Origin of the sequence: Hyalangium sp. (assembly GCF_035629615.1) — a bacterium.
Taxonomy (GTDB): Bacteria; Myxococcota; Myxococcia; order Myxococcales; family Myxococcaceae; genus Hyalangium.
Genome location: NZ_DASPHO010000015.1, coordinates 1 through 12,437 on the forward strand (window position 1 = coordinate 1; position 12,437 = coordinate 12,437).

Annotated in this window: 10 protein-coding genes and 1 pseudogene; 3 read left to right on the forward strand and 8 right to left on the reverse strand. The window is 68.7% G+C overall.

Annotated elements, in window-relative coordinates; genetic code table 11:
* Both VD972_RS00490 and VD972_RS00495 read right to left on the reverse strand, forming a co-directional pair.
* Nucleotides 1-973, reverse strand: a pseudogene (locus tag VD972_RS00490) (hypothetical protein); the annotation flags it as partial.
* A gap of 63 nt (nucleotides 974-1,036) precedes the next feature.
* On the reverse strand, nucleotides 1,037-2,266 hold the full coding sequence (locus VD972_RS00495) for a cytochrome P450 (protein WP_324979080.1): 1,230 nt from the start codon (nucleotides 2,264-2,266) through the stop codon (nucleotides 1,037-1,039).
* Between the two features lie 195 nt (nucleotides 2,267-2,461).
* Between VD972_RS00495 and VD972_RS00500 the strand changes: the two genes are divergently transcribed.
* Nucleotides 2,462-3,547 (forward strand): aldo/keto reductase, encoded by a 1,086-nt coding sequence (locus VD972_RS00500; protein ID WP_324979081.1) that lies wholly within the window; start codon nucleotides 2,462-2,464, stop codon nucleotides 3,545-3,547.
* Nucleotides 3,548-3,582: 35 nt separating this feature from the next.
* Here VD972_RS00500 and VD972_RS00505 read toward each other — a convergent pair whose 3' ends face one another.
* Nucleotides 3,583-4,821: a cytochrome P450 gene (locus tag VD972_RS00505; protein ID WP_324979084.1), complete on the reverse strand. Its 1,239-nt coding sequence runs from the start codon at nucleotides 4,819-4,821 to the stop codon at nucleotides 3,583-3,585.
* Between the two features lie 170 nt (nucleotides 4,822-4,991).
* On the opposite strand from VD972_RS00505, the gene VD972_RS00510 reads away from it, so the two are divergent.
* Together VD972_RS00510 and VD972_RS00515 are read left to right on the forward strand one after the other, a co-directional pair.
* Nucleotides 4,992-6,269: a sensor histidine kinase gene (locus VD972_RS00510; protein ID WP_324979087.1), complete on the forward strand. Its 1,278-nt coding sequence runs from the start codon at nucleotides 4,992-4,994 to the stop codon at nucleotides 6,267-6,269.
* A 328-nt stretch (nucleotides 6,270-6,597) separates the two neighbouring features.
* Nucleotides 6,598-8,088 carry an AgmX/PglI C-terminal domain-containing protein gene (locus tag VD972_RS00515; protein WP_324979090.1) on the forward strand — a complete coding sequence of 497 codons (1,491 nt, stop codon included), beginning with the start codon at nucleotides 6,598-6,600 and terminating at the stop codon, nucleotides 8,086-8,088.
* Here VD972_RS00515 and VD972_RS00520 read toward each other — a convergent pair whose 3' ends face one another.
* The 5 genes from VD972_RS00520 to VD972_RS00540 form a co-directional block, all read right to left on the reverse strand.
* Nucleotides 8,089-9,075: an SDR family NAD(P)-dependent oxidoreductase gene (locus VD972_RS00520; RefSeq protein ID WP_324979092.1), complete on the reverse strand. Its 987-nt coding sequence runs from the start codon at nucleotides 9,073-9,075 to the stop codon at nucleotides 8,089-8,091.
* A complete protein-coding gene (pdxA, locus tag VD972_RS00525; RefSeq protein ID WP_324979100.1) occupies nucleotides 9,072-10,073 on the reverse strand; it encodes a 4-hydroxythreonine-4-phosphate dehydrogenase PdxA in 1,002 nt (333 codons plus the stop codon). Before pdxA ends, VD972_RS00520 begins: the two co-directional genes overlap by 4 nt.
* Nucleotides 10,070-11,038: a peptidylprolyl isomerase gene (locus tag VD972_RS00530; RefSeq protein ID WP_324979095.1), complete on the reverse strand. Its 969-nt coding sequence runs from the start codon at nucleotides 11,036-11,038 to the stop codon at nucleotides 10,070-10,072. Before VD972_RS00530 ends, pdxA begins: the two co-directional genes overlap by 4 nt.
* Before the next feature lie 51 nt (nucleotides 11,039-11,089).
* Nucleotides 11,090-12,085 (reverse strand): peptidyl-prolyl cis-trans isomerase, encoded by a 996-nt coding sequence (locus tag VD972_RS00535; protein ID WP_324979098.1) that lies wholly within the window; start codon nucleotides 12,083-12,085, stop codon nucleotides 11,090-11,092.
* A gap of 74 nt (nucleotides 12,086-12,159) precedes the next feature.
* Nucleotides 12,160-12,437 (reverse strand): peptidylprolyl isomerase (locus tag VD972_RS00540; RefSeq protein WP_414653960.1); only part of this gene is annotated, 278 nt, incomplete at its 5' end.

Here is a 12,437-nt window from a genome sequence, read left to right on the forward strand (position 1 = left end):
CGCGCAGCTCCTGCTCGGCGGCCGCGTCGTCGCTGGCCAGGCAGTCCAGGCAGAGCAGGCCGAAGGAGAGCTTCGCGGGCTCGGTCTGCTTCGGGAGCGCGGCGCGGATCAGCTCGGGCGGATCGAAGGAGAGCCCGATGAGCGCGCCGGCGAGATCCACAGGGAGGTCCTCGGGGAGCTTCATCCCGAGCCGCTGGTTGAGCTCGTGGATCAGCGCCTGCTGCTTCGCGGGGTGGTAGCGCAGCTGGCCGACGAAGATGTTGACGCCCTCGGCGACGTTGGCGTGCGCCTCGGCGCGGAGGATGGACTTGGAGAACAGCGAGCGGAAGCTGAAGGTGGGGAGGCCCTCCGGCGCCTGGTCGCGGTAGCGCTGGGCCATCTCCAGGCCGTAGTGGCCCTTGGGCAGCAGGTCCAGGTACGGGTCCTTCTTGTACGCGCTGCCCCACGTCAGCCCGTCGAGGAAGGCGGAGGCCTTGTAGCGGTCGTGGAGCTGGATCAGATCGATCTGGTTCTTGGCGCCCGTCCCGAGGAAGCCGCGCACGGTGCGCTCCAGCTTGTCCTCGGAGGGGATGTGGGGAGGAAAGTAGGGCGTGAGCGCCTCCTTGAGGGAGGCGGCGGTCTGCCCGGCGCCGAGCCACAGGAAGGGCGGGTACACGGGCGAGAGCGCCACCCTCAGCTCGTCCGGGGACTGCCTGGCCAGCAGCAGCAAGCAGCGGGTCTTGTGGCCCTCGCGGTCCGAGGCAGTGGGGCCTTCGCCCACGGGGATGAAGCGAGCGGCCTGCTCCTGGGCGGCAGCGAAGGCGGCCTCGGGGAGGTGGTGGCGGACGCGCTCGTCACCGCTCTCGTACAGGCGCGCGAGCTCGGCGCGCCGGGCCTCGGCCTCCTCGGGAGTGAACCAGTGGATCCCGGACTCGGTGGCCTTGGGATCCTTCTTCAGCGCTTCGAACCACTTGGGGTTGGGGAGCGTGTGCACGCCCATTTTCTAGCACGAGGAGGTCGTCGTCACGAGGTGCTCCACCGAAGGTGGGGAGAGTCCTCAGCCCAGGGACACGGGGAGGGACTTGAAGCCGCGGAAGGCCACGTTCTCCAGCCGCTCCGGCTCCTCCAGCAGCCGCAGCTTCGGGAAGCGGCGCAGCACGGTGCGCAGGGCGATCTGTCCCTCCATCCGGCCCAGCGCGGCGCCCAGGCAGTAGTGGATGCCGAAGCCCAAGGCGATGTGGCGGTTGTCCTGGCGCTGCAGGTTCAGCCGGTCCGCTTCGGGGAACTGGCGCGAGTCCCGGTTGGCCGCGCCGATCATCAGGAACGCCTTCTGGCCCTTGCGCAGCGTCTGCCCGTGCAGCTCGAAGTCCTCGGTGATGACGCGGCTGAGCCGCTGGATGGGGCTCTCGTAGCGCAGCACCTCCTCCACCGCGGCCTCCAGCTGCTCGTCGGAGCCCAGCATCACCTCGCGCTGCTCCGGGTTCTTCAGCAGCAGGTACAGGCCATTGGCGAGCAGGTGTGTGGTCGTCTCGTGGCCGGCGAACAGCACCAGCGAGCACGTGGCCAGCACCTCCTGCTCGGAGAGGAAGCGGCCCTGGTCCTCGGCGCCGATCATGGTGCTGAGCAGATCGCTGCCCTGGGTGCTGCTCTTGCGGCGCTGGGCGATGAGGCCGCGGAAGTACTCCTCCATCTCCACGATGCCGGTGCGCATCAGGTCCAGCACCTCCGGTGTGTACTTGGTGGTGCCGAAGAAGGTGGCGAAGGCGTTCGCCCAGACACGGAGCTTGAGCCCGTCCTCGCGGGGGATGCCGAGCATGTCGCCGATCACCGCCACCGGCAGCAGGTTGGCCACGTCATGCACCATGTCCAGCTTCCCCGCGGCCTCGGCCTTGTCGAGGAAGAGGTCCACCTGCTCCTGGATGAGGGGCCGCAGGTACTCCACCAGGCGCGGGGTGAAGGCCTTGTTCACGAGCGCGCGGACGCGCGTGTGGTCGGGCGGGTCGATGAGCAGCGCCCAGGAGCTGAGGCTGGAGACGACAGGCGCCAGCCGCTCCTTCAGGGCCGCGGGGAGCATGGCCCCGAACGCGCCCGCGCGGTTGGAGGAGAGGCGCGGATCCTTGAACCCTCCCTGCACGTCCTGGTAGCGCGTGAGGAGCCAGCCCCCCCAGCCTTCGCTGAAGTAGGCGGGCGCCTCGTCTCGCAGCCGCTCATAGGTGGGGTAGGGGTCCACCTGGAACTGGCGTGTCATCAAGCCATGCGGATCGGCTACCTCTTGCGTCGCTGACATGAGGGCTCCCTGTTTGCATTCCGGAGTTGCTCACCGGAGTTGCTTTCCGGAGGGGGAGCCTACGACCGTTTTTCGCGAGAACCCAGCGCCGGATCACTTCCCCTGGCGCGCGGGGTGGGAGTGGGAAAGGGTGGCGGACGCTCCTGAAGAGCGCTAGCAATCCGCGCCGCTCCATCCATTCCCTTGGGATCACCCATGCCTCTCAACAGCTATCTCACCCTCGGCCACTCAGGGCTGCGCGTCAGCCCCTTCTGCCTCGGGGCGATGACCTTCGGCGAGGAGATCGCCTACGGCAGCAGCGTCGAGACCTCCAACGCCCTCATGGACCGCTTCATCGAGCGTGGTGGCAACTTCATCGACACCGCGAACATGTACACGATGGGGCACTCGGAGAAGATCATCGGCGACCACCTGGGCCGGCACCCGAGCAAGCGGCACCGCATGGTCATCGCCACCAAGTTCTATAACAACCTCTTCCCTTCGGACCCCAACGGCGGCGGCGCGGGGCGCAAGTCCCTGATGGCCGCGTGCGAGGAGTCCCTGCGCCGACTGCAGACGGACTACATCGATCTGTACTGGATGCACAACTATGACAGGCACACGCCCATCGAGGAGACGATGCGCGCGCTGGACGACCTGGTGAGGGCGGGCAAGGTCCGGTACATCGGCTTCTCGGACATGTCGGCGTGGAAGACAGCACAGGCGCAGATGCTGGCGCACTTCAAAGGCTGGTCCCCGCTCATCGGTCTGCAGATCGAGTACTCGCTGATGGAGCGCACGGTGGAGGGGGAGCTGATCCCCATGGCGCGCGAGCTGGGGCTGGGCGTCACGCCGTGGTCTCCGCTCAAGGCCGGGGTGCTCAGCGGCAGGTACACGCGGGAGAACGCGGGCAAGGTGAAGTCGGCTCGCGGCATGTGGGTGGAGAGCAACCTGGGCGAGCATGCCTACGCCATCGTCGACGTGCTGCAGAAGGTGGCCACGGAGCTGGACACCAGCGTGGCGCGCGTGGCGCTGGCGTGGGTGCAGAACCGGCCGGGCGTCAGCTCCACCATCATCGGTGCGCGCACGCTGGAGCAGCTCGACAACAACCTGGGTGCGCTGGACCTGAAGCTGACGCCGCAGCAGGTGGCTGCTCTGGACGAGGTCTCCAAGCCGACGCTCAACTTCCCGGCGGCCCTCCACCAGTACGGGCCCATGTTCATGCACGGCACCCTCACCGTTAACGGCCTCAATGCGCCGCCCTCTCCGCTGGCACCCAAGACCGACATCGAGCCCTGGTAGCGGGCCTACGGCTCACCGGGGCTGGCGCGCTCGGCTCAGGCCTTCCACTCCACCATGAGCCGCTGCGGCCCGCGGTTGAGGAGATTGGGCAGGTACACCGGGCGCTCCCCAGCCACCAGGCTCAGGCCTGGCAGCCGCTGGGTGAGCGTCTCCAGGGTGATGCGGGCCTGCAGCCGGGCCAGGGGCGCGCCCACGCAGAAGTGGGTCCCGTACCCGAAGCCGAGGTGCCGGGCCGCGCTCTCGCGGGTGATGTCGAAGCGGTCCGCCTGCTCGTAGATGTCCTCGTCCCGGTTGGCCGAGTTGAAGAGCAGCAGCAGTCGAGAGCCTTGGGGCACAGGCGTTCCCGACAGCACCACGTCCTCCGTGGTCGAGCGCATCATGGCCGAGGCCGGTGCGTCGTAGCGGAGCACCTCCTCGACGGCCTGGGGGATGCGGGCCGGCTCCTCGCACAAGGCTCGCCAGGACTCAGGGTGACGCAGCAGGTGGATCAACGCGTTGCCGAGGAGGTTGGTGGTGGTCTCCTGGGCCGCGAACACGAGGACGCTGGCCAGGTTCACCATCTCCCGGGTGTCCAGGGGCTTCTCCCCCTCGATGCGGGCCTCGATCAAAGTCGTGAGGATGTCGTCGGGGCGAGGGTTGCGCCGGCGCTCCTCCACGAGCGCTCGCAGATAGAGCCAGTACGCGGCGATCCGCTGGGCGCGCTCCAGCTGCTGCTCGGGCGTCTGGCCGCTGTTGAAGAGCTGGATGGGCTCCTCGCACCACTTCTTGATGCGATCCATGTCCTCCTGAGGGATGCCGAGGAGCTCCGTCGCCACCCGCATGGGCAGTGGATAGGTGAGCCCCGCCACCACGTCCGTGCGTCCCTCCCGGCGCGGGAACGCGTCGAGGTACTCGGTGGCGATCTGCTGGATGCGCGGCGCCAGCGCCGCCATGCGGGCGGCCGAGAAGGCCTTGCCCACGAAGCCGCGGATGCGCGTGTGGGCTGGCGGATCATCTCCCAGCAGGGGGTAGTCCTGGGTAAAGCCAGCCTCCTCGAGGACGGCGGTCACCTCCCGCGGCAGCTCGAGAGGGGAGCGCAGGATGTCCTGGGAGCTGAAGCGCCGGCTGTCCTTCAGGATCGACAGCACATCCTGGTACCGGGTGATGAGCCAGAGCTGAAAGGTGGGGGCCAGCACGACGGGCGCCTCGCGGCGAAGCCGGGCGAGGAAGGGATGCGGATCCTCCAGCTGGGGCAGCTCGAGGGGCCGGTATTCCTGACCAAGAAGGCTCTCCATCCCGCGCATCCTGCAAGGATGGAAGGTTCATCGTCAAACAGATGACAGCCTAGGGTGTCAGGAGAGAACCTCGAGGCACCAGTCTTGGGAAGCCTTCCGGGAGGCCAATGACTTCCAGTCAGCCACAGTCTCGAACCGATGCGGCGCCAGAGCAGAGCCCAGGGGCGGCCATGGCCCGGCCGTTGGAGGCGGATCCAGAGCGGGTGCATCAAGGCATCCAGGCCATCGCAGGGCTGGGCCCGATGGCGGTCAACATCGCGGTGCTCGTCTGGTTTTGGGGGCAATGGAGGCCGCTGATCGCCGTGATGTCCGTGGCGGTGGTGCTCACCCTGGCCAACGTGGTGTTCCTGGAGCGGCTCGCGCGGAGGCTCTCCCGGTCCCTGGTGGAGACGCTCCGGATGCTGCTGAACGTAGCAGGCATCTCCGTGAGCGGACACTTCACCGAATGGTCCCCGCTGATCTGGGTCTTCGTCCCCTACAACATGCTGTGGTTCTACGGACTGGATCGGTGGGTGCGCCCGCGCGTCGCCGTGTACCTGGTGCTGATGAACTCCATCGCCCTGGCGGATGGTGCGCCGCCGGAGCTGGCACTGGCGTTCAGCCTGCTGGGCCTCTTCGGCTATCTGCTGACAGAGCGCCGGGCCTCGCTGCTGCGCGGCGCGCTGGACAAGGTGCTGGAGCAGCAGGCGGGACTGGAGCGGGCCCACCAGGAGATGCGGCAGATTCACGCGCGGGCGATGGAGCAGGAGAAGCTCTCCAGCCTGGGCATGATGGCGGCTGGCGTGGCGCACGAGATCAACAACCCGATGAGCTTCGTGGCGAGCAACGTCCACCAGGTGCTCAAGGATCTGAAGGCGCACCCGGGCCTGACCGAGCCGCTGCGGGAGCACGTGGAGGAGGTGCTGCCGGCGACGCTGGAGGGCATCCAGCGGGTGAACGCCATCGTGGCGGACCTGCGGCGCTTCTCGCGTGGGGATCCAGAGGCGTTCGTCGAGTACGAGCTGAACGCCGAGGTGCGGCTGGCGCTGCGGATCGCGCACAGCCAGCTGCGCCACTGCCAGGTGGAGAGCGAGCTGGGAGAGGTGGGCCGCATGGTGGGGCGGCCTCGGCAGATGGCGCAGGTGCTGGTGAACCTGCTGGTCAATGCCGGACAGGCCACGGCAGAGAGCGGCGAGGTCCGTATCTCCACGCGGCGAGAGGGAGACTGGGTGCAGATCGAGGTTCGTGACACGGGGACGGGCATGCCGCCCGAGGTTCAGCGCTACCTCTTCCAGCCCTTCTTCACCACCAAGCCGCCAGGGATGGGGACGGGACTGGGGCTGGCGGTGGTTCATGGCATCGTCACCTCGCACGGAGGCCGCATCGAGGTGGCGAGCGAGCCAGGGAAGGGCACCTGCTTCACCCTCCATCTGCCCTGTGTGCCGGTGCCGCCCGCGGCGGGCCGCTGAAGCGGGCCGGGCGCCGAACGCGAGGTTCGGGTGGGAGTCCAGGTCCAGCGAGCTGCCCAGGTCGTGTCGTGGTGGAGCTGCGTATCCTACGTCCACCTCGAAGTCCGGCAGGTGTCAGGCTTTGGGCATCGCTCCCTCCTGGGAGCCCGAGATCCTGCGTGCCACCGGACGCTCCGAGGCCGGTGTGCCGGGTAGCGGAAGGAGCCATTGCCTGCCGCTGAACACCCCCGTGGCGCACCACGCGAGGGCCCCTATCTTTGCTCGGCTTTATCGGGGTCGGGGCAAGTACGGGTGGGGGTGGGTTGTGGTCAGCGGTGTCCAAAGAGATGTGCAAGAGGCGCTCGACACGGATCTGGATGCCTATCTGGATCGGGAGCTGTTCCTTCAGCCTGCGTCGGAGGTGAAGCCGGCGCCTGTGGCGGAGAGTCCCGCGGAGCGCCTGCAGGGCGTGCTCGCGCTGGCGGCCGAAGAGGAGCAGTGGCTGCGCGCGGGCCCCACTCCGGAGCAGCCGGCGGAGAACTCGAAGGATCTCGAAGGCGGAGCGTGTGAGATCCCGGAGCATCTGCGGGTGGAGCCAGCTCCAGAGGTGAGCCCTGCGCAGCCTGTCGAGCCGGACCCTGCTTCGTGGACTCCACCGCCTGGGCCGTTGCCTGGGCTGGCTCTGACGCCACACCTGGCGCAGCCGGGGTGGAACCTTCCCGTGGCTCCCGCGCCCGTGGCGCCGAGCCGCACGCCGTGGCTCGTGATCGGAGCACTGTCGGGCGTGAGCGCCGCGAGCGTGCTCGTGGCTGCGATGCTCTGGGTGACGCGGGATGCCCTGCCAACGAAGGCGCAGGAGGCGTCCGCAGACGCTCCTGCCGGCACCGTCACCGCGGTGGCGCCGCCGCCCTTCACGCCAGCACCCGAGGCTGTCCTCTCCGTGAAGGACTCGCCGCTCGCACGCCAGTCGGGACCGCTCCTGGCGGACTGGGGCATGGCGGCAGGAGGCGCCGTGGAGGCGCTGCCCGGGCCGGTGGCCCCTGGCCGCATGAGCTCTCGGAGAGAGCCTTCAGCTCCTGCGCCTGTGCCGACGCCGGTATTGAAGACGGAGCCAGCGCCTGGAGCCATTGCCCAGGCCGCTGCGGGTCCTGGGCCCAAGCCCGCCCCGGAGGCTGGAGCCATCGCTCACTCCGCGTCAGCACCGGTGATCGCGACTGCGAAGGCAGAGCCCCTCCAGCCCCGTGAGAAGGTTCAGGCTCGGAGAGCCACGGCCGTGGAGCAGCAGAAGCGTCGCGACGTCGAGGATCCCACCCTTGAGAGCACGGAGGAGGAAGAGATTCCCTTCATGCAGGAGTCCGCGGTGGCTCGCGCTCCGGCTGCCGGGGCGATGGCGGCGCCCGCGCCGGCGGCTCCGCGCAAGCCGAGCGAGTACGCAGAGCTGGATGAGGACTTCGCGCGGGAGCTGGGCTTCACGGACGACGCTGTCCGGAAGGTTCCCGAGTCCAAGGGTGTGAAGTCGGTGTGGATCCCTCCGGACCCGGCGGGGGAGCTCCCGGAGACGCTCACGCCGGAGGATATTCAGCAGGTGGTGGTCGCCAACCAGCCCGCCGTTGCCTCCTGCATCCGGCGGCACAAGGAGGCCATCCCCGGCCTGAGTGGGGGCAAGTTCGTGGTGCGGTGGTTCGTCCAGCCGAGCGGCTCCACCCAGCAGATCGCGATGGAGACCCAGGCGCTGAAGGGAACGGCGCTGGGGGCCTGCATCGAGGAGCTGGTGCGTGGGTGGAAGTTCCCGAAGCACCGGACCCAGATGGGGCCCATCCGCTTCCCCTTCATCTTCTGATCAGTCCTGGGGGACGAGCTTCTCCTGACGAAGGAACGCGATGGTGCGCGCCACCCCCTCGGCCAGTGGAGTGGGCCGGAAGCCCAGCTCGCGCTGGGCCTTGCTCGCATCCACGTGAGCGTCCCACAGGAGGAACGAGAGCTGTCCCGGGGCGATGAGCGGAGTGAAGCCGAATATGCGGGCCAGCGGCGCCAGGCCCGCGGACAGCACCTTGAGCACCGGTGCGGGAGCGACAGGAGGCACACGGAGGGGACGGCCCGCGGCCTGGAGGGTGGCGCGAGCCAGCTCGGCGTGGTTCGCGTGCTCGTCCGCGACGAGGTAGCGCTCACCCGAAAGACCGCGCCCGGCGGCTGCGAGGTGCACGTCCGTCACGCCGTCCACGTACGCCACGGACACGCCCCCCGGAGGGAGCAGGGGCATCTGGCGGTTGAGGAGCCTGATGAAGAAGGAGTTGAGGCCCACGTGGACAGGGCTGGGGCCATAGACCGCGGCAGGGTTCACGTAGACGAGATCCAGCCCTTGCTGGCGGAAGAGCTCGGCCTCGCGCTCGGCGGCCTGCTTCGAGCGCTCATAGGCGGTGGGCTTGGGAGCGGAGTCGATGTTCGTCTCTACCAGCGTCCCCCCTCGCGGCGCGGCGAAGACGTCCATGGTGGAGGTATAGATGACGCGCTTCACCTTTGCGTCGAGCGAGGCCTTCAGCACGTTCACGGTGCCCTGGCGGTTCACCCGATCGAAGATGCTGTCGTCGCGCTGCCACTGCTCGGGCATGCCGGCGGAGTGGAAGACCTGATCAACCCCCTGCACGGCGGCCGGAAGAGAGTCGGGCGCGGTGACGTCGCCGCGCACCAGCTTCACCTCGGGCGGGAGGACGCGCGTGGCCTTCTCCAGGTCACGCACGAGGGCGCGCACGGTGTCTCCACGCGCCACGAGCCTGCGTGCGAGGGCGTTGCCGATGAGCCCCGTGGCCCCGGTGACGAGTACGTTCATGAGCGCCTCTTTGGAGAGTTCCTGGCTTGAGCCAGGACGGAGGCCTTGAGCAGCGCCTCCATCATGGGCACGTGGCTGGCCTTGCCTGTGCCCGCCAGGGAGTACGCGGTACCGTGGTCCGGGGACGTGCGTGGCACCGGCAGCCCCAGCGTCACGTTCACCGTGCGCTCGAAGTCCAGCGCCTTGGCGGGGATGAGCCCCTGGTCGTGGTACATCGCCAGCACCGCGTCGTAGGGAATGTCGTCCGGCCGTGCGAACAGTCCGTCCGCTGCCAGCGGCCCGTGCGCATCGACTCGCGCTGCCCGGGCCCGTTTGATGGCCGGAGAGAGAATCTCCACCTCCTCACGCCCCAGCAGCCCGCCCTCGCCCGCATGGGGGTTGAGGCCCAGCACCGCGATGCGCGGACGGCGTCCCACAATGGGCTTCAGCTCCCGGGACAGCAGCACGAGCTGCTCGGTCAGCTTCTCCACTGTGAGCAGCCGCGGCAGCGCGGACACCGGCACGTGGTTGGTGGCCAGCGCTATCCGCACCCGAGGCCCGTCCATCAGCATCAACACCTCGACGCCGAACGCCTCCGCCAGCACCTCCGTGTGGCCCATGAAGGGGATGCCCGCGCGGGAGATCTGCTCCTTGGACACCGGTGCCGTACACAGTGCATCCACGAGCCCTGCACGCGCCGCCTCGATGGCCGCCATCACATAGGCGTACTGGGCCCGCCCGCCCGCGCGCGAGGGCTTGCCTGGCCGGCGATCCTTCTCCCCCAGTGCCGTCACCTCACACACCGTGGGCCCACTCACCCGGCCGAGCGTCTCCGGCGTGGCCCGTGCGTACTTCTTGAAGACCGGGAAGCGCGCCAGCGTGGGCCCATCCCCGAACACCACCGGCACCAGCACCCGGCGCACCCGAGGCAGCGACAGCGCCGCCGCCGTCACCTCCGGGCCAATGCCGGACACGTCCCCTACGGAGATACCGACAATGGGTACTCGCGCGGAGCTCAGATCTTCACCTCGATGGTGGCCTTCTTCTTCAGCTCCTGCACGTACTGGTCGACGAACTTCTCCGTCTTCTGTTGCCGCAGTTGCAGCTCGAGCTTCGGCCGCATCTCCTCGTACGACGTCACCCCCACCGCGCGCCGCTCCTCCACCTTCAGGATGTGCCAGCCGAAGTTGGTGCGAATGGGCTCGCTCACCTCGCCCACCTTCAAGGAGAAGGCCGCTTTCTCGAACGCCGGCACCATCACCCCACGACGGAAGAAGCCCAGGTCCCCGCCATCCTCTCGGCTCGGGCCCTCGCTGCGCGCCCGCGCCAGCGATTCGAAGTCCATTCCCGGCCGTCGCGCCTCCTCGGCGATGGCCGCCGCCTTCTTGCGCGCGGCCTCCACCTCCTCCGGCGTCGCCTTCGGATCCACCGCCACCAGGATGTGGCGCGCGTGGACCTCCATATCCTCGCCCTCGTTCTTCGCGTACTGCGCGTAGGCCGCCTTCAGGTCCTCCTCGGACACCTTGATCTTGGCCGACACCTTCATCTGCATCAGCTTCCCGCGGGCGATCTGCTTGCCGAGGAACTCCTTGTAGCTCTTCATCGAATAGCCCTCGCGCGACAGGAGCTGCTCGAACTGCGCCGAGTCCGTGATGCCGTTCTGCCGCTGCACGTCCGCCATCGCCTCCTCTACCTCCGAGGTCGTCGACGTCAGCCCCAGCTCGCGGACCTCCTCCTCCACGAGCTTCTCGGCGATGAGCGCGTCCAGCGCCTGCTTGAGGACCAGGTTGCGCTGCTCGCTGCGCTTGCGCGGATCCCGCTCGCCCGCCAGCCGCGACAGCTCCGGCGAGGCCCGCTGCTGCACCTCGGACAGCGCGATGATGTCGCGGTTCACCACCGCCGCCACCTTGTCCACCATCTCCGCGCGCGCCACGCCGCCCACCCCGAGCACGGCCGCCGCGATGACACCCAGCCACGTCTTCATCTCGTCCCTCTTGACTGGCCCCAGGCAGTGCCCGAGCCGCGAATCTCGTTTCTACTTTGCCACGGTGGCCTGCGGTGCGGGCCTCCCACGGATGGCCTGCAGCGCCGCCTCATTCACCCAGATCTTCGCCTTCTCTCGCAGCTCCTTCTCGAAGGCCTCCTGCGCCTGCGCCTGCTTGAGCGCCACGATCTTCGCCTCGACCTGCCCGCGCGCCTCGGCGAAGTCATGCTTGCGCCCCGGCTTGAACGCGATGACCTTGAACAGGTGGTAGCCGTACTCCGTGGACACCACGTCCGACACCTGCCCGGGCCGCATGCTGAAGACCACGGCATCGAACGCCGGCGGCATCTGCCCCCGTGGGAAGAAGCCCAGATCCCCGCCCACCTTGGCGTCCGCGCTCAGCGAGTAGCGGCGCGCCAGATCCGCGAACTTCTTGCCGGACCTGAGCTGTGCCTGCACCCGCTTCGCCTCGTCCAGCCCCTTCACCACCAGCTGCGCCGCGTGGACCTGCTCCGGCTCCTGGAAGTCCGCCTCGTGCGCCGCGAAGTATGCCCGCAGCTCCTCCTCCGTCACCGCCACGCGCGTGTAGACGTGGTTCGCGAAGAGCTTCTCGATGATGAGCCGCTGGGACTCGCGCGCCCGCAGCTCCGCCAGCGACAGCTGCCCCTGCGCCAGCGCATCGCTGAAGCTCTCGGTGGGGTAGTCCCCCGTCAGCCGCAGCATCTGCCGGTCCACCTCCTCCGGCGTGACGGAGATGTTCTGCCGCTTGGCCTCCTGCAGCAGCAGCAGCCGCTTCACCAGGCTGTCCAGCAGTGCACGCTTGAAGGGCTCGATCTCCTCCGGGGTGCGCTCCGGGGCCTCGGCGGAGGCCAGCTCTCGCGACAGGTCCTGCTCGAACTCGGCCCGACGGATCGCCTCTCCGTTCACCGTGGCCACCACGTTGGCATCTGGCTCCGCCTCGGGTGGCTTGTGGCAGCCCATCGCGCTCAGGGCGCCAAGCGCCAGGGCCAGGAGGAGCGGAGGGGGACGGGTAGGAAAGGAATGCATGCAGGCTTTCCTCTACGAGGGACTCGGGAGAAGAGCAACGGTGGTGCCTGCCTGCTTGCCCGGCAAGGTTGCTTTCATGGCGCACCCCCCTCGGAGGCATAGGGGGCCGGCACTGTCCCCGGCATCGGCCCTGAAGGTGCGCGCATGGGGGCAGAGAGCTCCACCGGCACCCGGGCCAGCACCGCATCGTCAATCGAGAGCCCGTGGCGCTGGGCCAGCCCATCGAGGAAGTCCGCCCACGCCCGGGTCTGCTTCACGCTCCGCAGCCGCTGGGCGAGTGGCTCGCGCACCTCTTCGAGGGATAGGTCCACCGCTGGCAGCCGTCCGTTGAGCTTCAGGAGGTGGAAGCCCT